Genomic DNA, 21,720 nt, shown 5'->3' with positions numbered 1-21,720 from the left:
TGAGTAGAGAATGGAGTGTTAAATATGGCTTTTGATATAATATTTAATTCAATAGAACAGGGTTTAGTTTATGGAATTATGGTCTTAGGTGTTTACTTAACATTTAGGATTTTAGATTTTCCTGATTTGACTGTAGATGGTAGTTTTCCTTTGGGAGCAGCAGTTACAGGTAGGTTGATTATTGGTGGTGTAGATCCTATTTTATCTACTGTAGTTGCTATTTTCATAGGAGCTATATCGGGGATGATTACTGGTTTTTTGAATACTAAATTAAAGATTAGTGGTCTTTTATCAGGGATTTTAACTATGACTGCTCTTTATTCTATCAATTTGCGGATTATGGGGCGGGCCAACATTCCCTTGTTAAACCAAGAGACTATATTTACTAAAATAGAAGCTATAAATTTTGGTGGTAAATGGCAAGATGGTATCTTTTTTTTAGTGCTAATAGTATTATTGAAATTTTTAATTGATAGATTTTTGTATACACAATTAGGATTAGCCTTACGAGCTACTGGTGATAATAAAGAAATGATTAGAAGTTTAGGCGTTAATACTGATCTTACGATTATTTTGGGATTGGCTTTATCTAATGCATTAGTAGCTTTATCAGGTTCGTTAGTAGCTCAATATCAGGGGTTTGCTGATGTTGGTATGGGGGTTGGTATGATTATTATTGGATTAGCTTCGGTGATTATTGGTGAAGTAGTCTTTAGTAATCGAACCATACCTTTGGCTACTTTAAGTGTGATCGGTGGTTCCTTAGTCTATCGTTTAGCAATTACTTTTGCTTTAAGATCTGGTTTTGCTCCAACAGATTTAAAGATTGTTACAGCAATTTTAGTAGTAATTGCTTTAGCAGCACCAACCCTAAAGAAAGATTTTAATTTAAACTTTTCATCATAAAGCGATTAGTAATTTTTGGGAGTGAAAAATGATGTTAAAATTAAAAGGAGTGCGTAAGGTTTTTAATCAGGGAACGATTAATGAAAATGTAGCATTAAAAGATGTAGATCTAAAATTAGAAGCTGGTGATTTTGTAACTGTTATTGGAAGTAATGGTGCTGGTAAATCTACACTTCTTAATTCAACTGCTGGTAGTTTTGGTATAGATGCTGGTAAAATTGAAATAGATGGCGTAGATGTAACAGAGCAACCGGATTATAAAAGAGCTAGGTTAATTGGTCGTGTCTTCCAAGACCCTTTACAAGGGACTGCTGCTTCAATGTCTATTGAAGAAAACTTAGCTATGGCTGCAACAAGAGGTAAAAGACGTGGTTTAAAGATTGGTGTTAATAAAGAGCGGAGGATTGAGTTTAAAGAATATCTTCAATTATTAGGTTTAGGCTTAGAGGATAGATTAACAGATAAAGTAGGTTTATTATCTGGCGGGCAGCGTCAGTCTTTAACCTTGCTAATGGCGACGATAGTGAAGCCGAAAGTTTTATTGTTAGATGAACATACAGCTGCTTTAGATCCTAAAACAGCTGAACAGGTAATTCAATTAACTCAAAAAATAGTCAATAAGAATAGCTTAACAGCATTGATGGTAACTCATGATCTAAACCAAGCTTTAAATATGGGCAATCGAACGATCATGATGGATAATGGGAAGATAATACTAGATGTTAAGAACCCAGAAAGGAAAGGTTTAACTATAGATGATCTATTAGAGAAATTTGCCCAAAAACAAGGAAAAGAGTTAATGAATGATCGAATTTTATTAGCACAATAATTTATATTTAAACAAAAAAACCTGTGTCTTTAGTTAACAATTAAGGCATAGGTTTTTTGTTCTGTTTTCGAAATCATTATGAGAAGAATAGAAGTTTGACAACTTTATCAATATGTGTTAATATGATCAAAACTAAATAGAGATTCTTATCGAGAGTGGTGGAGGGATTGGCCCAATGAAACCCGGCAACCTCTTTTTAATTAAAGAAGGTGCTAAATCCAGCAATATCTAGTAGCTATTGGAAGATAAGAAGAGTTAATATAAATCTCTTCTTATAAGGAGAGATTTTTTTTAGTTCATATAAAACGAGGAGTGAGTAGTTATGCCAATCAACATTCCGGATAATTTACCAGCAACAAAGATTCTTGAAGAAGAGAATATCTTTGTAATGAAAGAATCAAGAGCGTATAGTCAGGATATTAGAGCTCTTAAGATCTTAATTTTGAATTTGATGCCGCTAAAGGAGGTTACTGAAACTCAGCTACTTCGCTTGTTAGGAAATACACCTTTGCAGGTGGACATAGTTTTTTTACAGTCAGCAACCCATAATTCTCAAAATACTTCTCAACAGCATTTGAGTACATTTTATAAAACATTTGATCAAATTAAAGATCAGAAGTTTGATGGGATGATTATTACAGGGGCACCAATTGAACATCTTGCTTTTGAAGAAGTTGATTATTGGGAAGAATTGCAACAGATAATGGACTGGAAATTAAATAATGTTACTTCAACTTTACATATCTGTTGGGGTGCTCAAGCAGGTCTTTATCATCATTTTGGAATCCCTAAGTACCCTCTAGAAGAAAAGATGTTTGGAGTATTTAATCACCAAATTAATGTGGATAAAGTTAAGCTTTTAAGGGGGTTTGATGAGCAATTTAAGGCACCTCATTCACGCCATACTGAAGTAAGAAGAGAGGATATAGATCAGATATCGGAGCTTCAAATCTTAGCTGAATCAGAAGAAGCAGGGACTTATATTGTAGCTACTAAAGATGGAAGACAGATATTTGTAACAGGTCATTCTGAATACGATAGATTTACTTTAAAAAGGGAGTATGAACGAGATTTAGCTCAAGGGTGTGATATTCAAATACCTAAAAACTACTTTCCTGATGATGATTTGACTCAAGAGCCGATTGTAGAGTGGCGAGCACATGCCAACTTATTATTTTCTAATTGGCTTAATTATTATGTCTATCAGTGTACCCCTTATGATCTCAATCAAATTAAATAATAATTTCCACTGCAATTTAAAAAAACTAGTGTTATAATAGTAAATGCAAGGTTAAGCTTAAGTAAAACTAACCTTGCAAACTATTTTATGTAGAAGGGGAAGAGTTAGATGAAGTTAAAAATAGCAATTTTATTAGCAGTATTAATGTTAGTTCTTGTTGGTTGTAATGAGCGTTTGCTCGAGGCAGGAGATGTAATTTATGAATCATCTGAAGAGCTAACAGGTGAGTGGCAGCAGGATGAATATCCTGAGGGAAGTCAATTTTTATTGATTGACGATCAAGAAGTTGAATATTTGGTTGATGAATTAAGAGGATTTAAAGGCTTTGAGTCTGATTACGGGCCAACAGTCTATGTAAGCTTAGGAGAGCGACCAACTGGAGGTTATGGTATTCAGATTAATCAGATTAGACGGGCAGATGATGCTTTAATCGTGGTTGTGAAGGCAAGAGGGCCAGCTTCTTCAGATATGGTGACTCAAGCGATTACTTATCCACATGATATTGTGCAATTAGAAGAGGAAGAAGTAGCTGGATTAGATCAGGTAATCTTTATTGACCAAACTGGAGAAAAGATTGAACTTCAGGAATTATAAAATTTTATATGATTGATTAAAAAGATCTCTGCTTAAGCAGAGATCTTTTTAAGTTGAGGATTATTACAATAATGTAGCACTTTTGATTTGGCGGGTAGAAATGATATTTGTAGGGGCAGGTCTCTGTGCCTGCCCATGTTAAATCACGGGCGACCACGGAGAGTCGCCCCTACAAAAACACATTCTTTTACGAACGAAAAGTGCCACTGTATATCAATAAAGTTTAACTTTAATTTTGATTTTAGTGTTTTAATGCTCTTAATTGTCAACTGTAAATTGAATAGAGGAATATAAAGATAGGTATTGAATAATAATACTGAGAAACGTGGCTTGTTATATGGGAAAATTTAGTTAGTATTAGGTGGGATAATAATGGAAAAGTATGTTAAAGTAGCAGTTGATCTACCGGTTAAGCAGGTTAATAAACCTTTTACTTATCATCTATCTGAAAAATTAAGAGAAGAGGTAAAGGTTGGTCATAAAGTAAAGGTTTCATTTGGGAATCGGAAGTTAGAAGGTTATGTGTTAGGGGAAGTTGATGAAGTTGATTTTGAGACGAAACCGATACTAGCTTTAGCTAGTCCTTATAGATTATTCAATCAAGAACTATTAATGGTGGCTCGCTGGATGGCTAATTATTATCAATGTTATTTGATCTCTGCTTTAAAAGCAATTGTTCCTAGTGGGGAACAAAAGGTTAAAAAAAAGCGGGTTGTGAAGTTGGCCCAGTCAATAGAGAAGACAGAACAGATAATCAAACAGATACAAAATAGAGCCCCTAAGCAAGCAGCAGTTTTATCTTATTTAATTGAATATCCTGATGCTAACTTAATTATGACTGAGTTGGCTAAAAAAGTTGATACAACTTCTGGGACTGTTAGAAGGTTGAAAGAAAAAGGATTACTCTTTTATCAATGGCTGGAAGTGAAAAGAAATCCTTATAGAGCTAATGATTTTGCACAGACAGAGCCGTTAGATCCGACTGCTGAACAGAGTTTAGCAATTAAGAGAATCTGTTCAGCATTAAATGAAGTTAATTCTAGAACTTTTTTATTGAAAGGGGTTACGGGAAGTGGTAAGACAGAAGTTTATTTACAGGCGATTGCTCAAGTTTTAGCTAAGGGCCAAGAAGCAATTGTTTTAGTTCCTGAGATATCTTTGACCCCTCAAACGATTGCTCGATTTAAAGGGAGATTTGGGGAGCAAGTAGCAGTTTTACATAGTCAATTATCGATTGGTGAGAGATTTGATGAGTGGAGAAAGATTAAGGAGGGAGAGGTTAAGATAGTAGTAGGAGCTCGCTCAGCTATCTTTGCTCCTTTTGAAAACTTAGGGATAATAATTATTGATGAAGAGCATGAGACAAGTTATAAACAAGCAGATCATCCTAAATACCATGCCCGTGAAGTAGCAGTCAAGAGAGCAGAGTTGAATGGAGCAGTAACGCTCTTAGGAACTGCCACTCCTTCTTTAGAAGCATATTATCGAGCGCAAATTGGTGATTATCAAATGTTGGAGTTGCCAACTAGAATCGATAATCGACCTTTACCACCAGTAGAGGTAGTTGATCTAAGAGAAGAGTTAAAAGATGGTAATAGGAGTATGTTCAGTAGTCTATTACAAGAGAAATTGACTCAAACATTAGAGCGGGGTGAACAAAGCATCATCTTTCTGAATCGGCGAGGGTTTTCTACTTTTGTTCAATGTAGAGAATGTGGACATGTCATGGAGTGTGAGGCTTGTGATGTATCTTTGACTTATCATGCCCATTCTAATTTATTGCAGTGTCACTATTGTGATCATAAAGAGACAAACCCTGATATTTGTCCTGAGTGTGAAAGTAGGTATATCAAGTACTTTGGTTTAGGAACGCAAAAGGTAGAAGAGCAGTTACAGGAGTTACTTCCAGAAGCTGATATCTTAAGAATGGATGTGGATACAACTCGGCGAAAAGGTTCTTATCAACAAATTTTATCAGATTTTAAGACAGGAAAAGCTGATATTTTACTAGGAACACAGATGGTGGCTAAAGGTCATGATTTCTCAAATGTGACTTTAGTAGGTGTGATTACTGCCGATACTTCTTTGAATTTTCCTGATTTTAGAGCTGGTGAGCGGACTTTTCAACTATTGACTCAGGTTGCAGGGAGGACAGGCCGTGGTGAGAAATCGGGGGAAGTGATAGTTCAAAGCTACACTCCTGAACATTATAGTATTCAGTTAGCTAAGGAGCATGATTATGAAAGCTTTTATCAATACGAAATAGAACAGAGACAAGGGTGTCTGTATCCTCCTTATAGTCACTTGATTAACATTATTGTAGCTGGTGAAGAAGAAGAGCGGGTAATTAAACTTGCTAACCAATTAGGGGTAATTATTAATTCATATTTGCATAACCTAAATAGTGAGGAGATAATGCTACTTGGGCCAGTTCCGGCACCATTAAGTAAACTGAAAGGTGAATTCAGATGGCAGTTGATTTTAAAAGGAACTGATTTAGAAAAATTAAGACAGGTTAATGTGGAGAGTTTAGAGCAGTTAAGGGAGGAAGAAAGTATTGAAACTGTAAGAGTAAGTATTGATGTTGACCCGATAGGGATGTTATAATATAAGTTAAGGCTGATAATAAATGCAGTGAATATTGAATAGTGAATAGTTAAAGTTCAAAGCCTTAAAAGCTAAAGACTATGTAACGCTCTATACTCAATGGTTCAGATTGGTTTTAATTGTTAATTATTCAATCAATATTAAATCTTAAATATTAATTGGTTTACTGAGGGGGATAAGAATGGCAATTTTAAATATTAGAGAGTTAGGAGATCCAGTTTTACGAACTAAAGCTAAGAAGGTAGAAGAGATTACAGATAAAACAACTAAATTACTTGATGATATGGTTGAAACAATGTATGATGCACAAGGGGTAGGTTTAGCTGCTCCACAGATAGGTATTTCTAAGCAGATTGTTGTAATTGATATAGGTCAAGATGTAATTGAGTTAATCAATCCTGAAATTGTAGAAAGTTCAGATAGGACTTATATTGATCAAGAGGGATGTTTGAGTATTCCAGAGCAGAATGGTGATGTAGAACGAGCTTATCAAGTTAAAGTTAAGGCTTTAAATCGTGAGGGAGAAGAGATAGAGCTTGAAGGTAATGGTTTATTGGCTCGGGTTTTACAACATGAAATTGACCATTTAGCTGGTAGATTGTTTATTGATTATTAATTGTAGTTTTGTTAATTTGGAGGGGATATAATGGATATTGTATTTATGGGGACACCTGATTTTGCTGTTCCGTCATTGGAGGCATTATTAGAAATAGAAGTTATCAAGGTGAAAGGGGTAATTAGCCAGCCAGATAGAAAGAGAGGCCGAGGTCAAAAGTTACAACCGACACCTGTTAAAAAGAAGGCTTTAGAATATGATTTAGAGGTTTTCCAACCAGAAGATATTTCAGAAGGGATAGATAAATTGAAAGAGTGGGCTCCCGAAGTAATTGCTGTTGTTGCTTATGGACAGATATTACCAGAGGAGGTTTTAAACTTACCTCACTATGGCTGTATCAATTTACACTCCTCTTTATTGCCTAAGTATCGAGGGGCTGCTCCAATTCATCGAGCAATCATTAATGGAGATCAGGTTACAGGCGTGACAACAATGAAGTTAGAGTTAGGTATGGATACGGGAGATATGATCTTACAGCAGGAGGTAGAAATTACTGCTGAAGATACTGTTGGAAGTTTACATGATAGGCTGGCTTTAGTTGGAGGAGAGCTGTTGGTTCAAACACTGACAGCAATTGCAGATGGTTCAGTCTCTTATCAAAAACAAGATGATACAGTAGCAACTTATGCTGATAAAGTAGACAAGAAAGAAGGAGAGATTGATTGGGGTCAAAGTGCGGAGGATATTTGGAATTTGATTAGAGGATTTAATCCATGGCCTGGTTCTTATACTTATTATCAGGGCCAACGATTAAAGTTATGGGCATCTCAGGTAGTTGATCAAAAAAAGGTGAATGATAAAATAGAAGCAGGAACTATCGTTGAATTAGATAATGATTTAGGAATTGTTGTTCAAACAGGGAAGGGCCAAATAGCATTAACAGAACTACAACCAGCTAGTAAGCAGAAGATGTCAGCTACAGATTATCTGTTAGGGTATGATATTAAAGTAGGAAGTAAGTTAGGAGATTAGTAATGACAGAATCTAAAGGGCTATTTATTGGATTATTATTATTATCATTGGTTGTAGTAGGAATCTTAGTAAGTGGGATCTGGTATTTAAATTTCTTTGGTTTTAATCTATTAAGTTATGGAGTACTATTAGTTATAAGCCTTGTCTTGTCAGTAATTTCTTTAATCTTAATTTTAGGAATTATAGGTATTTTAGTCACGATTAAATTACAACGGCCGATAAAGTGGTTATTTATACCGATTAAATTGGTGATTGCTTATTTTTTACCGGTCATTATTCAATTAGGTGCTTTTTTAGGGTTTGATAAAAAAGAGGTTCAATCTTCATTTATCAAGATGAGCAATCAATTAATTAATCCTGATGATATTGAAGTTAATGCTCAGGATATACTAATTTTATTACCCCATTGTATTCAACTTGCAGATTGTAATTTTAGAGTAACAAGTGATCTAGATAACTGTCAAAGGTGTGGTCGCTGTCAAGTAGATGATTTGATTGGATTAGAGGAGAAGTATGGCTTGAATTTAGCAATTGCAACAGGAGGAACTTTGGCCCGCAAGATTATCAAGGAAACAAGGCCGAAAGCTATTATAGCTGTTGCTTGTGAACGTGATTTAAGTACTGGGATTCAAGATGTCTATCCAATGCCAGTGGTAGGCGTAGTTAACTTAAGGCCAAATGGTCCCTGTTTTAATACGGGGGTAGAAGTAGATAAGATAGAAAAAGCAGTTGACAGGTTAATCTATAAGGAGCCGATGAGGGAAAAAGCAATGAATAGTTAAATTCAAAATCGTAAGACTAATTAACCACGAATGAACAACAAGTAACACTAATAAAGAACTAACAATTTATAAAAGAATATAGGTATGTTTAATGAAAAGCCACACTAAATTACAATTATGTGTCAGTGTCAGTAAAAAATTAAGTTCAAAACTTTTATATTTGCAATGGTTAAAGGGTTTGATTTTTAAGTTGTTAACTATTAAATATTCATTATTAAATGTCAAATAGCTAAAGGGGTGATTTAAATGCCATTTTTCTTTTTTGATCCGACGATGATTATTGTACTTCCTGCCATTTTAATTGCGATATATGCTCAATTTAAGGTTAAATCTACCTTTAATAAATATTTGAATGTTAGGGCCAAGACCAATAAGACCGGCGGAGAGGTTGCTCGAGAAATATTGCAACGAGAAGGTATTCATGGTGTAAGTGTCCAGCAGACTAGAGGGAAGTTATCAGATCATTATGACCCTCGTTCTAAGACTGTTAGGTTATCGCCTGATGTTTATAGTGGCAGTTCCTTAGCATCTTTGGGGGTAGCAGCTCATGAAGTAGGTCATGCAATTCAGCATGCTGTTAATTATGCACCTTTAAATATTAGACATTCTCTATTTCCAGCAGCTAATTTTGGTTCGCGAGTTGGTCCAATGTTAGCAGTTTTTGGGTTTATATTCTTCAGATCTGAGTTTATAGTTACATTGGGGATTATTTTTTTTGCGGCAGCAGTTTTATTTCAGATTGTAACATTACCTGTTGAATTTAATGCAAGTAGTCGAGCAATGAAGTTATTACAGCGAAATCAATATTTAGGTCGAAATGAAGTTAGGGGGACTAAGAAGGTCTTAAATGCAGCCGCTTTAACTTATGTAGCAGCTACGCTGGTTTCAATAGGTCATTTAATTAGGTTGGTAGTGATGCGTGGTATGTTAAATAATGATTAATGATCTTGGTTAAAGGACTGATTAAAGATGTTTTATTATCTATTATTCTTTTTGTTATTTCCTATTCTTTCTCTTATCTTTTTGGCGGTTATTTTCATACCATATAAATTTACTATTGATTCGGTTATTACATTATTATTGGCACCTAAACAGATTATTAAGATAGCTACTAATTCGAGATTAAGGCAGAACCATGCTTTAGAACATGCCACGATTAATGTTTTAGAAGAGAAGTTTGGTTGTCAATCTTTATCAGGTTTAGCTAAAGAAGATGGTTTTTATATTAATGGAGTGGTCAACCCCCGATTTATAGAGCAGGCAGCTCAGGAAGGGTTGGCCCGTCTCCAACAAGGAGAGGTTGGCTTGGTTGTCCACAGAAGGTGTGGAACCAGTATAGCGGTAGCTAACATTTTAGCATCAGTTATTTTTTTGTTTTTATTAATACAAACGGGATACTTTAACATACTATATGTTCTATTAGCAATAGTTGTAGCTAATCTTGTTGGTCCAGTATTAGGTGTTATGGTACAAAAAAGACTGACTACATCTACAAAGGTTGACGAAGTAATAATAGATGAGACCCAACTGGTAAATCATTACAAAAAATCATTTTTTGGATTAAATATCTTCAGAAGGCAAAAGTTATTTATAAGAACTAAAGAATTAAAAATCTATCATGATTATTAATGGAGGCTAAAGATGAATAATGCACGTCAGTTAGCTCTAAAAGCAATTTATCGTATTAATGAAGAAGAAGGTTATTCTAACTTAGTTGTCAATAATCTATTAAATCAATCTCAATTGGATAAACGAGATCGAAGTTTGGCTACTCAGTTAATTTATGGGACGATCAGAATGAGAAATAGTCTTGATTGGATCATTAATCAGGTTGCTAATCGAAAAGTTAAAGAGATGACATCTTGGGTACGAAATGCTTTGCGATTAGGAGTTTATCAAATTAAATTTTTAGATCGAATTCCTGCTCCAGCTGCTTGTAATGAAACAGTTGAAGTGGCAAAAGGTCACTGTAATCGAGGAGCAGTTAAGTTTATTAATGGTGTTTTAAGAAATATTATCCGTAATTTAGATGAGATAGATTATCCTAGCCTTCAACAGCAGCCAGTACAACACATTAGATATAAGTATTCTCAACCACAGTGGTTGGTTGAACGGTGGGTCAAAAGATTTGGCCAGGAGAAGACAATTGAGATCTGTAAGAGCTTAAATCAAGTTCCACCAACAGTGATCAGAACTAATACATTACAGGTAACAACAGGTGAATTATTAGCTGACTTAGTTACAGAAGGGGCTCAGGCAGAAGAGATTAAGATGTTGCCTGAAGCAGTTGAATTGACTGATTATTCAGCAGTAGAGAGGTTAATCACTTTCCAAGAAGGTAAGTTTCAGGTGCAAGGGTTTAGTTCTATGTTAGTAGGTCATGTTTTAGCACCGACTGAAGATAGTTTAGTAGTTGATCTCTGTGGAGCACCAGGGGGGAAAGCTACTCATTTGGCCCAATTGATGAATAATCAAGGTAAAGTTTATGCGGTTGATATTCATGATCATAAATTAGATTTAATTAAAGAAAATTGTGAACGATTAGGTATTAATAATATTGAAACTATCAGAGAAGATGGTCGAGAGGTCAGCTTTGAGGAGGAAGTAGATCAGGTATTGATTGATGCTCCTTGCTCAGGGTTAGGAATTATAGCAAAAAAGCCGGAGATCAGATGGCAAAAGAAGCCACAGGATCTAAAAGAGTTACAGCAGCTACAGTTAGAGTTACTAGCTAATGCAGCTGAATTTCTTAAATCTGGAGGAGAGCTAGTTTATAGTACATGTACTTTTACTAAACAAGAAAATCAAGAAGTGATTACTAAATTCTTAGAAGAGTTCACTTCTTTTTCAATAGTTGACTTAACAGAGCAGATGGTAGAGTTGGGATTAGAAGGTTATTTAAGTGATGGTTGTTTACAGTTGTTGCCTGATCAAAAATTATTAGAAGGTTTCTTTATAGCTAAGCTAGTGAAAAATTAATTTTGCCTATAATAGAGAATTAATATTAAATGAGGGGAAATAAGTGATGACAGATAGAGTAGCACTAGTTGGAAAGACATTGGAAGAGTTAGAGGAGTTGATGGTAGATTTAAAACAGCCTACTTTTAGAGCTAAACAGGTATTTAATTGGATTTATAATCAAAAAGTAGATACAATTACTCAAATGAAGAATTTGCCTAAGGATTTAAGAAGTGAGTTGCAACAAGTTGCTATGTTAGAAGATTTTACAGTACTTAACCGCCAACTTTCTAAAGATGGGACGGAAAAGTATCTTTTTCAATTAACAGATGGGGAGAAGGTTGAGACTGTTTATCTGCCTAATCAGGGTGGCAGGAAGAGTCTTTGCATTTCCAGTCAGGTTGGTTGTGCGATGGGGTGTAATTTCTGTGCTACAGGCCTACAAGGGTTAAGCCGCAATTTAACAGCAGGGGAGATTATTAATCAGATTTTGATGGTAGAGAGATTGAAAAAAGAGCGGATTAGTAATGTTGTTTTGATGGGAATGGGTGAGCCATTAGCTAATTATGAGCAGGTCTTAAAAGCTATTAACTTAATTAATCATGAGGCAGGGCTGAATATTGGCAGTAGAAGGATTACATTATCTACTTGTGGTTTGGTTCCTGAGATTAAAAAGTTGGCAGAGGAAAAGTTTCAATTGACATTAGCCATTTCATTACATGCACCTACTGATCAGTTACGTAGTCAGATGATGCCGATTAATCAACGTTATCCGTTAGAAGATTTATTAGGAGCATGTGATTATTATATCAATCAGACTGGGCGACGAGTCAGTTTTGAGTATGCTTTGGTAGAGGGAGTTAATGATTCTCAAAACTTAGCCCGCAAGTTAGCCTCTTTATTATCAAATATGTTGGCCCATGTTAATTTGATTCCAATTAATCCGGTACAAGAGTTTGAATATAATAAGCCTCACAAAAAATCAATTCAACTTTTTAAAGAGCAGTTAGAAATGAAGAATATTCCTGTAACAGTAAGAGTAGAGCGTGGAGCTGATATTGATGCTGCTTGTGGACAATTAAAGGCTAAGGAGGCTTAAATGAATATGGGTTTGCGAACTAAGTTAAGAAAAAAGATAAAATCAGTTTTTTCTGAACAACTAATAAAAGATGAAAATAATACTGGCATTCAAGATACTAAAGATGATGGAACCAAAATATTTAACTCTAGTGAACAATTTAAGGTTGATTCTTGTCAGAAAGTTAGTTCTACTCGTAAAATAACTCCTGTCTCTCGCCAAAAATGTTGCCTTAAACTACTTACGGGAAAGGAGCAACAACAAGAATTTATTCTTGATTCGATAGAAACTAATATTGGTCGCCAAGAAACGAATGAGATTGTTTTATCTGATATTAGTGTTTCTAGAGTACATGCTCAAATAGTTACTAAAAAATACTGTTATTTAATTAAAGACTTAAATAGTACTAATGGATTGAAGGTTAATGGTAGATTAGTTAAAGAGAAAAAACTTTCTGATCAAGATATAATCAGTTTAGGTGATATTAAGCTGAGGTTTTCTTTGAATTTGGAGTAAAGAGGTGATAAGTTTGAATTATGGAGCAATTTCAGATTGCGGTAAAGTTAGAGCTGAAAATGAGGATAATTATTTAGTTTTAGCTAAAGATAATTTTACCGTATTGGTTGTAGCAGATGGAATGGGAGGTCACAATTCTGGTGACCTGGCCAGTTCTTTAGCTATTGAGGTGATTAAGAATTATCAATTTAATAGTGATGATTTAATACAAGATATAAAAACTTTAATTTCGCAAGCAAACCAGTATGTTTATCAGAAAAGTAAGGAAAAAGAAGAATATCATGGAATGGGGACTACCTTGACTTTAGGGGTTATCAAAGATAGAATATTAACAATTGGTCATATTGGTGATACGAGAGCTTATTTATTTAGAGATGATGACTTATGCCAAATTAGCCAGGATCATTCTATGGTTCAAGAATTGGTTAAGAAGAATATTATCACTCCAGAAGAAGCTGAAGATCATCCACAAAAGAATATATTGACTAATGCGTTAGGAATAGAAAAAAAAGTAGATAAAGATTTGTTTGAGGTAGATTTAAAAGAACAAGATTTAATCTTGTTCTGTTCTGATGGGTTGACTAATATGACATCTGATGAGGAATTAGCAGATATATTAGCTAAACCGATTAATTTACAGCAAAAAGCTGAAAGCTTAGTTGAACTGGCTAACCAACGAGGCGGTCGTGATAATATTACTGTAATTATTTATTCAGTATAATTAAGTTAAAGATTTTGGGGTGACATTATGATTGGGAAAGTGCTTAATAATAGGTATGAATTAATTGAAAAAATTGGCACAGGTGGAATGGCTATTGTTTATTTGGCCCAAGATGAATTATTAGGTAGAGAAGTAGCAGTTAAAGTTTTACAGCCTCAATTTACTGATGATATAGCTGCTGTAAAAAGGTTTAGACATGAAGCTCAAGCGGTTGCTAGTTTTTCTCATCAAAATATTGTTAATATCTACGATATAGCTAAAGATGGTGATTTTCAGTATATAATTATGGAGCATATAGAAGGGGATAATTTAAAAGAAAAACTTAAAAGAGCTGGTAAATTAGAGGTTGCAGAAGCGGTTAAAATAGTACAAGAAGTTTGTCAAGCTTTGATTACAGCACATCGAAATAATATTGTTCATTGTGATATTAAACCGCACAACATTTTACTAACGTCTGCTGGCAAGGTTAAAGTAACTGATTTTGGAATTGCTCAAGCAATAACTGCAGCAACGATGGTTCATACTGAATCCATTGTAGGTTCAGCTCATTATCTTTCTCCAGAGCAAGCTAAGGGTAGTAAGATTACTATGCGGTCTGATATCTACTCATTAGGAATTGTTTTATATGAACTAGTTACTGGAGAACTGCCTTTTAAAGGGGATACTTCTGTATCGGTAGCATTGAAGCATATTGAGCAGGAAGTTACTCCTCCCCAAGAACTTAATCCTGATTTGCCTCCGCAGCTAGTTAATATTATTTTGAAGTCTATTGCTAAAGATCCTGCTGAAAGATATAATTCAGCTGTTGAAATGTTAAAGGATTTAAGGGAGGTTAGTCGTCAGCTTGATTTACAACAGGGGACTGCTAATCAAAAGACAATGGTTATTTCTAAGCAAGAAGAACAGCAAACTAAGGTTATTTCTAAAGTTAACCAGGAGCTTAATGAAGAAGATATAACTAAAATAGATTCTGGAGGATTAAAGGATATGAATGCAGAAAAAGATAAAGAATCTAATAAAAAGCCAAAAAAATCTAGCAAAAAGAAACTGGCTCTTGGATTAGGGGTTATACTAATATCAGTTCTAATTGTGATTGGTTTAGGCTATTATTTGTTAGGTCAGTATATGGCTGTTGATGATGTTAAAGTACCAAATTTGAGAGGGGAACATGTAGATGTAGCTCGAGAACAGTTAGAGGAGTTAGGGTTGAACTTAGAAGTTTATTACGAAAGTCATAACAATGAGATTGCTGAAGATCATGTTATTTCACAAAGTCCTGAACCTAACAGGATAGTTAAAGAAAATCGAGTAATTAGTGTGGTAACTAGTAAAGGAGCACAAATGGTTGAAGTTCCAGAGTTGGTCGGAGGCACTTTAAGAGAAGCCAGGATTAAATTAAATAGGAGTAATTTAGAAGTAGGAGAGCTGGAGCATCAATATAGTGATCAATTTCCTAAAGATGAGATTATTTCTCAAGAGCCTGGGGTTGAAGAAGAGGCAAAGATGAATACTGAGGTTGATTTAGTGATCAGTCAAGGTCGAGAACCTGAGCAAGTAGTTATATCGGAAGTAGTAGGTTTGCGTCAAGAAGAAGCAGAACAAAGATTACAAGAGCAAAATTTGATTATTGGGCGGATAATTGAAAAAGAGAGTTTGAATTATCGTAAAGGTAGGGTTATAGCTCAAGATCCTGAGCCTGGAGAGGAATTGACAGAAGGCTCAACGATAGATTTGATTGTAAGTTCAGGAATTAGAAATGTAGAAGGAGCTGAGATAAATACTTCACAGGTTAGAACCTTTATCCCACCTGGTCCTGAGAGAGAAGTAAGAATTACTGTTGAAGATAACAATGGAAAGCGGGTTGTTTATCAAGAGGTTCATCAAGCCAATGACCGAATTGATGAGGAAGTGATTACGGTTGGTTCAGCTGTAATTAGGATTTATTTTGATGGACAATTAAATTATGAAAAGCGGTTGTAATTGTCCAGCTAAAAAGTTAAACTTTATTACAATAATGTGGCACTTTTGTGCCACATAGCGAACGGTTTTTGTTACGGAGAGTTCTTGGAATTTTAGAACTCGTAGGGTCAGTGGTCAGCCCTCAGCTATCAGTTAAGAGAATTTAAAATCAATAAAAATTAAAACATCTAGAAACCATTATATTTCCTGGATTGAGATGGTTTTACTTGTTGGGGTTTAATAGGTTTTGATTGGGCTGACGACTCATGGCTGATAGCTGAGGGCTGTGTCACGAAGTTACACATTATATCAAATAAGATATATGCTATTTAAATAAAAAAAGGGAGAGTGATTATGAGAGAAGGAAGAGTTTTAAAAGCATTGGGGGGTTATTTCTTTGTTCATGATTTTGAAAGCAAGGAAGTATATCGCTGTAAGATTAGAGGTAAGTTAAAAAATAATGGTTTTGATGTAATTACCGGTGATTTAGTTAAATTTGATTTATTGGAAGATGGGAGCGGGGTTGTAGAAGAAAGGCTGGAGAGAAAGAATTCTTTATTTCGTCCTGTGATTGCCAATATTGACCAAGTAATTATTACTTTTGCTATTTTAGAGCCAGATTTAGATTTGAAACTATTAGATCGTTTATTAGTATTAGCAGAGATAGCTGATTTAGAAGTGGTTATTTGTATTAATAAAGTTGAGTTATCATCTTTAGAAATGGCTAAAAAGCAACTTTTTTCTTATCAAAAAATTGGCTATAAAGTAATTTATACTAGTGTTAAGGAAGAAATAGGTTTAGATGATTTAGAAGAAGTTTTAAAGGATAATGTATCTGTCTTTGCGGGTCCTTCTGGAGTTGGTAAATCAAGTTTGTTAAATTCTATTCAATCAGATTTAGAATTGAAAGTTGGAGAGGTAAGTCAACGAATTAAAAGAGGTAGACATACAACTAGACATGTTGAATTGTTGAGTCTGGATAATGGAGGTTGGGTAGCAGATACCCCAGGTTTTAGCTCACTTGATTTAAGTTTTATTAATGCTGAAGAATTGCAGTATTTCTTTCCTGAATTAATGGATTATTTAGGTCAATGTAAGTTCAGTACTTGTTCACATAGCCATGAACCTCACTGTGCAGTCAAAGAAGCAGTAACTAAAGAAGGGATTGCAGAAGAACGTTATCAAAACTATTTGAAGTTTTTAGAAGAAATTGAAAACAAAAAGAGGAGTTGGTGATTTTAATATGATCAAAGTGGCACCATCAATTTTATCAGCAGATTTCAGTAAATTAGAAGAGGAAATAAAGACTGTAGATGAAGCAGAGTATTTACATATTGATGTAATGGATGGGCATTTTGTACCTAATATTACGATTGGCCCGTTAGTTTTAGATGCAATTCAAGATAAGACTGACCAGGTATTAGATGTTCATTTAATGATTGAAAATCCAGATTACTATATCTCTGATTTTATTAAAGTAGGAGCAGACATAATCACTGTTCATGCTGAAACTTGTCCACATTTACATCGGACGATTCAAAATATAAAACAAGAAGGGGTTAAAGCGGCAGTTGCCTTAAATCCAGCTACACCTTTGGCTGTTATAGAATATGTACTTGATGAATTAGATATGGTATTATTGATGACAGTTAATCCTGGTTTTGGTGGGCAATCCTTTATTCCTGAAGTATTGCCTAAAATTGAGAAGTTAAGAAATCAGATTGAAGAGCGAGGATTAGAGGTTGATATTCAAGTAGACGGGGGAATCAAGCCTAATACAACGGCAGTAGATGCTGTTAAAGCTGGGGCCAATGTTTTGGTAGCAGGTTCAGCAGTTTTTGGAGTTGAAAAAAGAGGACAAGCAATTGCTCAACTTAAAATGAGTACTGAATAAATGTATATAATTGATAGCTGATAGTTATATTATTTATATTTTGATAAATTATTTTCATTTAGCCAAATTTTTATTTGATTTATTTTTTCATTTGTAATATAATAAGTAATGGAAAAACAGAATATTTTCTTCGGGAACAGGTGAAATTCCTAACCGGCGGTGATAGTCCGCGAGCTCAAATGAGTTGACTTGGTGAAATTCCAAAACCGACAGTTATAGTCTGGATGAGAGAGGAAGAATCAGAAATTAGTATTTTACTAATGGATATGTAAAGTTCTCGGAGTTTAATTCTGAGAACTTTTTGTTATTAAGAAAACGGTACTTTTTTACATTGTAAATGAATTTTTATTTCCAAGATTTTTAAATAGTTTACTTAGATTTAGGCTTAACCTTATATAAGAGAGGACATTTTGTTCTGATTGATGATTAGTAAAATACAGTTAAAAGTTGTTAAATGATTGTAAATTAGAATGGAAGGTGAAAGTAGTGGGCAAAAGAGATTATATGAGTTTAGCATTAGACTTAGCTAAAAAAGCATTGGGGAGAACAAGTCCTAATCCTTTAGTTGGAGCAGTCGTTGTTAAAGAGGGGGAAGTAATAGGAACAGGTTATCATCATTATGCAGGTGGTTTTCATGCTGAAGCTAATGTATTAAGCAGTATTGGTGAGGCAGCTAAAGGGGCTACAATGTATGTTACATTGGAACCATGTTCCCATTATGGAAAAACACCACCTTGTGCTAAATTTATTATTGAATCTGGAATAAAAAAGGTAGTTATAGCTATGAAAGATCCAAACCCTAAAGTAGCAGGTAAGGGGATTAAGATGTTAGAATCTGCTGGTATAAAGACTGAAGTGGGTTTATTAAAAGAGGAAGCAGTTAAACTAAATGAAGATTATATTAAATATATGAAGACTAATACTCCATTTGTTATTTTAAAGAATGCTATGACTTTAGATGGGAAGATTGCTACTAAAAAAGGAGATTCTAAATGGATTACAGGAGAAGGGTCTAGAGAATTCGTTCATCGCTTGAGAGATCGAGTTGATGGGATTCTAGTAGGAATAGGTACAGTTTTAGCAGATGACCCTAGATTAACAACTAGGTTACCTGAAGGTGGAGAAGATGCTACTAGAATTGTATTGGATGATGAACTAAAAATTCCACTAGATGCAAAGTTAGTTACGCAAAAATCTTCTGCACCTACAATAATTGCAACTACTGAACAGGCTGATCAAGCAAAAAAGAAAAAGTTAAAAGAGGCTGGAGTAGAGGTAGTTGAAGCAGGAATAAAAAATAAAGTTGATTTAAAGATATTATTAGAAGAGTTAGGGAAAAGAGAGTTAATAAGCTTATTAGTTGAGGGAGGAAGTCAGATAAATGCTTCTTTCTTAGAAACTAAGCTTGTGGATAAATTATATTATTTTATTGCTCCTAAAATTATTGGCGGAAGAGAAGCAATACCGGTGGTAGCTGGTAGAGGAGTAAATAAAATTGAAGCTGGAGTTGTTATTGAACAATTAGAGGTCACAAAAGTTGATAATGATCTTTTGATAATAGGTTATCCTAAATATAAGTAAGGAACCTAGGTTTTAAGAGGAGGTTAAAGATGTTTACTGGAATTGTTGAGGAAATTGGAAAGATAAAAAAAATTGAGCGAGGAAGTAATTCAATTGCTTTAACTATTCAAGCTAATAAGGTATTAGATGATGTAAAATTGGGAGATAGTATTGCTACGAATGGTGTTTGTTTGACTGTGACAGATTTTACGGAGGCTGAATTTACAGTTGATGTGATGCCTGAAACATTAAGAAATTCCAGTTTGGTAGATTTAAAAATAGGCCAGGAAGTCAATTTAGAGCGTGCGTTGCGAGTTGGAGATCGCTTAGGTGGGCATCTAGTTTCAGGTCATATAGATGGAGTAGGGATTATCAAGGCCAAAAAGAGGGAAGATAATGCTGTCGTAGTAACGATAAAACCTTCACCGGAAATATTGAAGTATATTATTTCTAAAGGTTCTATTACCATAGATGGAGTCAGTTTGACTGTAGCTAAACTGGAGACTAATAGCTTTAATATTTCTTTGATTCCACATACAGCTCAAATTACGATTTTAGGTAAGAAAGGCATAGGCGATAAGGTTAATTTAGAGGTGGATTTAATAGGTAAGTATGTGGAGAGAATGATGGAATTTGCTGAAGAAGATGAAGTAGAATCTGATTCTAATATAGATATTAAGATGTTGAAGGATAAAGGTTTTTTATTTGCTTAATTAGTGGTAAATGCTTAATAAATATAAATATTAAATAATTTAAGGAGTGAACGAAATGGATTTTCATTCAATTGAAGCAGCGATTGAAGATATTAAACAAGGAAAGATGATAATAGTTGTTGATGATGAAGATCGAGAAAATGAAGGCGATTTATTGATGGCTGCTGGGAAAGCAACTCCAGAAAGCATCAATTTTATGGCAACTTATGGTAAAGGATTGATCTGTTTACCTCTTACAGAAAAACGTGTTAAAGAGTTAGACCTTGAACAAATGGTGCAACAAAATACTGATAGTCATGAGACTGCTTTTACAGTTTCTATTGATCATAAAGATACTTCAACAGGAATTTCTGCTTTTGAAAGGGCCAAAACTATTAAAGAAGTTGTCAACCCTGAAGCAAAAGCAACTGATTTTGCTCGACCTGGTCATATTTTTCCTTTAAAGGCTAAAGAAGGTGGAGTTTTGAGAAGGGCTGGTCATACAGAGGCAGCAGTCGATTTAGCTAAGTTGGCCGGTTTGTATCCAGCAGGTGTTATCTGTGAGATTATGGCTGATGATGGAACGATGGCTCGTGTCCCAGAGTTAAAGGAATTTGCTAAAGAGCATAATCTTAAGATGATTACTATCAAAGATTTAATTGAATATAAGGTTAAAAAAGATAATTTGATTCATCGTGTAGCAGAGGTTGAATTACCGACTAAATTTGGTGATTTTAAAGCAGTTGGTTATGAGACTGATGTGGATAATAAATGCCATGTAGCTATTATTAAAGGGGATATTGAAGAAGAGGAAGAAGTTTTGGTTAGAGTCCATTCAGAATGTTTAACTGGGGATGTACTGGGTTCTTTGCGGTGTGATTGCCGTGAGCAGCTAGGAGTAGCTTTAGAGAGGCTTGAAGAAGAAGGGGTAGGAGTTGTGCTCTATATGAGGCAAGAAGGTAGAGGGATTGGTTTAGCTAATAAATTGAAAGCATATCAATTACAAGATGAGGGTAAAGATACAGTTGAAGCAAACCAAGAACTTGGTTTTGATGATGATATGAGGGATTATGGAATTGGAGCACAAATTTTATCAGATTTAGGTTTGAATAAGATTCAGCTGATGACAAATAACCCACGAAAAATAGTAGGTTTAGAAGGATATGGTTTAGAAGTGACTGAGAGGGTACCTCATCAAATTGAACCAAATGTAGTAAACAAGCAGTATTTAAAGACTAAGAAAGAAAAATTAGGACATATATTAGAAAATAATTTTTAAAGTAAAATTTATAAATTAGAGGAGGCTATAAAATGCAAAAAATAGGAAAAGTATATGAAGGAAAACTGTTAGGAGAAGGGTTAAAATTTGGGGTTGTGCTAGGAAGATTTAATGAATTTATTTCTACTAAATTATTAAGTGGTGCTTTAGATGCATTGAAGCGACATGGTGTTAAAGAGGTTGATATTGAGGTAGCATGGGTACCAGGAGCTTTTGAGATTCCACTAGTTGCTAAAAAGATGGCTAAAAGTGATAAGTATGATGCAGTTATCTGTTTAGGTGCTGTAATTAGAGGAGCTACACCTCATTTTGATTTTGTTTGCTCTGAAGTTTCTAAAGGGGTTGCTAAGGTCAGTTTAGAAGGTGAACTACCAGTTATGTTTGGAGTAATTACTACTGATACAATTGAACAAGCTATTGAGCGAGCAGGTACTAAAGCAGGAAATAAAGGTTGGGAAGCAGCTGTTGGAGCTTTAGAAATGGCTAATTTGGTTGAAGAGTTTTAAAGAATAAAAAA

At 34.6% G+C, this 21,720-nt stretch carries 21 protein-coding genes and 2 riboswitches; all 21 genes read left to right on the top strand.

Going from position 1 to position 21,720, the window contains the following annotated elements; translation table 11 throughout:
• The first annotated feature begins 24 nt into the window (after positions 1–24).
• Positions 25–906, top strand: coding sequence for an ABC transporter permease (locus tag ACKF5P_RS06520; RefSeq protein WP_408954408.1), 882 nt, complete (start codon positions 25–27; stop codon positions 904–906).
• A 31-nt stretch (positions 907–937) separates the two neighbouring features.
• A complete protein-coding gene (locus ACKF5P_RS06515; RefSeq protein WP_408954407.1) occupies positions 938–1,735 on the top strand; it encodes an ABC transporter ATP-binding protein in 798 nt (265 codons plus the stop codon).
• A 143-nt stretch (positions 1,736–1,878) separates the two neighbouring features.
• Positions 1,879–1,987, top strand: a riboswitch (SAM riboswitch).
• Positions 1,988–2,057: 70 nt separating this feature from the next.
• On the top strand, positions 2,058–2,975 hold the full coding sequence (gene metA / locus ACKF5P_RS06510) for a homoserine O-succinyltransferase (protein ID WP_408954406.1): 918 nt from the start codon (positions 2,058–2,060) through the stop codon (positions 2,973–2,975).
• 108 nt (positions 2,976–3,083) lie between these two features.
• Positions 3,084–3,569, top strand: a complete 486-nt coding sequence (locus ACKF5P_RS06505; RefSeq protein ID WP_408954405.1) for a protease complex subunit PrcB family protein — start codon at positions 3,084–3,086, stop codon at positions 3,567–3,569.
• Positions 3,570–3,941: 372 nt separating this feature from the next.
• Positions 3,942–6,176, top strand: a complete 2,235-nt coding sequence (priA, locus tag ACKF5P_RS06500; RefSeq protein ID WP_408954404.1) for a primosomal protein N' — start codon at positions 3,942–3,944, stop codon at positions 6,174–6,176.
• A 181-nt stretch (positions 6,177–6,357) separates the two neighbouring features.
• Positions 6,358–6,792 carry a peptide deformylase gene (gene def / locus ACKF5P_RS06495; RefSeq protein WP_408954403.1) on the top strand — a complete coding sequence of 145 codons (435 nt, stop codon included), beginning with the start codon at positions 6,358–6,360 and terminating at the stop codon, positions 6,790–6,792.
• Positions 6,793–6,822: 30 nt separating this feature from the next.
• The gene (gene fmt, locus ACKF5P_RS06490) at positions 6,823–7,764 is read left to right on the top strand and encodes a methionyl-tRNA formyltransferase (protein ID WP_408954402.1); all 942 of its coding nucleotides are present in this window, start codon (positions 6,823–6,825) and stop codon (positions 7,762–7,764) included.
• A gap of 2 nt (positions 7,765–7,766) precedes the next feature.
• Positions 7,767–8,546, top strand: a complete 780-nt coding sequence (locus tag ACKF5P_RS06485; RefSeq protein ID WP_408954401.1) for a DUF116 domain-containing protein — start codon at positions 7,767–7,769, stop codon at positions 8,544–8,546.
• Between the two features lie 246 nt (positions 8,547–8,792).
• Positions 8,793–9,488: a zinc metallopeptidase gene (locus tag ACKF5P_RS06480; RefSeq protein WP_408954400.1), complete on the top strand. Its 696-nt coding sequence runs from the start codon at positions 8,793–8,795 to the stop codon at positions 9,486–9,488.
• Positions 9,489–9,515: 27 nt separating this feature from the next.
• Positions 9,516–10,175, top strand: a complete 660-nt coding sequence (locus ACKF5P_RS06475) for a DUF6391 domain-containing protein (protein WP_408954399.1) — start codon at positions 9,516–9,518, stop codon at positions 10,173–10,175.
• 12 nt (positions 10,176–10,187) lie between these two features.
• Positions 10,188–11,525: a 16S rRNA (cytosine(967)-C(5))-methyltransferase RsmB gene (rsmB, locus tag ACKF5P_RS06470; RefSeq protein ID WP_408954398.1), complete on the top strand. Its 1,338-nt coding sequence runs from the start codon at positions 10,188–10,190 to the stop codon at positions 11,523–11,525.
• 46 nt (positions 11,526–11,571) lie between these two features.
• A complete protein-coding gene (rlmN, locus tag ACKF5P_RS06465) occupies positions 11,572–12,603 on the top strand; it encodes a 23S rRNA (adenine(2503)-C(2))-methyltransferase RlmN (RefSeq protein WP_408954397.1) in 1,032 nt (343 codons plus the stop codon).
• Positions 12,604–13,098, top strand: coding sequence for an FHA domain-containing protein (locus tag ACKF5P_RS06460; protein ID WP_408954396.1), 495 nt, complete (start codon positions 12,604–12,606; stop codon positions 13,096–13,098). It abuts the gene before it with no gap.
• A 4-nt stretch (positions 13,099–13,102) separates the two neighbouring features.
• Positions 13,103–13,819: a Stp1/IreP family PP2C-type Ser/Thr phosphatase gene (locus ACKF5P_RS06455; protein WP_408954395.1), complete on the top strand. Its 717-nt coding sequence runs from the start codon at positions 13,103–13,105 to the stop codon at positions 13,817–13,819.
• 27 nt (positions 13,820–13,846) lie between these two features.
• A complete protein-coding gene (gene pknB / locus ACKF5P_RS06450; RefSeq protein WP_408954394.1) occupies positions 13,847–15,799 on the top strand; it encodes a Stk1 family PASTA domain-containing Ser/Thr kinase in 1,953 nt (650 codons plus the stop codon).
• A 333-nt stretch (positions 15,800–16,132) separates the two neighbouring features.
• The gene (rsgA, locus tag ACKF5P_RS06445) at positions 16,133–17,014 is read left to right on the top strand and encodes a ribosome small subunit-dependent GTPase A (protein ID WP_408954393.1); all 882 of its coding nucleotides are present in this window, start codon (positions 16,133–16,135) and stop codon (positions 17,012–17,014) included.
• A 7-nt stretch (positions 17,015–17,021) separates the two neighbouring features.
• Positions 17,022–17,672, top strand: a complete 651-nt coding sequence (rpe, locus tag ACKF5P_RS06440; protein ID WP_408956632.1) for a ribulose-phosphate 3-epimerase — start codon at positions 17,022–17,024, stop codon at positions 17,670–17,672.
• A 122-nt stretch (positions 17,673–17,794) separates the two neighbouring features.
• Positions 17,795–17,912: riboswitch (FMN riboswitch) on the top strand.
• 246 nt (positions 17,913–18,158) lie between these two features.
• Positions 18,159–19,253, top strand: coding sequence for a bifunctional diaminohydroxyphosphoribosylaminopyrimidine deaminase/5-amino-6-(5-phosphoribosylamino)uracil reductase RibD (gene ribD / locus ACKF5P_RS06435; protein WP_408954392.1), 1,095 nt, complete (start codon positions 18,159–18,161; stop codon positions 19,251–19,253).
• Positions 19,254–19,282: 29 nt separating this feature from the next.
• On the top strand, positions 19,283–19,945 hold the full coding sequence (gene ribE / locus ACKF5P_RS06430) for a riboflavin synthase (protein WP_408954391.1): 663 nt from the start codon (positions 19,283–19,285) through the stop codon (positions 19,943–19,945).
• 55 nt (positions 19,946–20,000) lie between these two features.
• Positions 20,001–21,203 (top strand): bifunctional 3,4-dihydroxy-2-butanone-4-phosphate synthase/GTP cyclohydrolase II, encoded by a 1,203-nt coding sequence (locus ACKF5P_RS06425; protein ID WP_408954390.1) that lies wholly within the window; start codon positions 20,001–20,003, stop codon positions 21,201–21,203.
• A 32-nt stretch (positions 21,204–21,235) separates the two neighbouring features.
• Positions 21,236–21,709, top strand: coding sequence for a 6,7-dimethyl-8-ribityllumazine synthase (gene ribE, locus ACKF5P_RS06420; protein WP_408954389.1), 474 nt, complete (start codon positions 21,236–21,238; stop codon positions 21,707–21,709).
• The last annotated feature ends 11 nt before the right edge of the window (positions 21,710–21,720 follow it).

Source organism: Natroniella sp. ANB-PHB2 (assembly GCF_046097105.1).
GTDB lineage: Bacteria > Bacillota > Halanaerobiia > Halobacteroidales > Halobacteroidaceae > Natroniella.
This window is presented reverse-complemented; position numbering and strand designations above follow the sequence as displayed.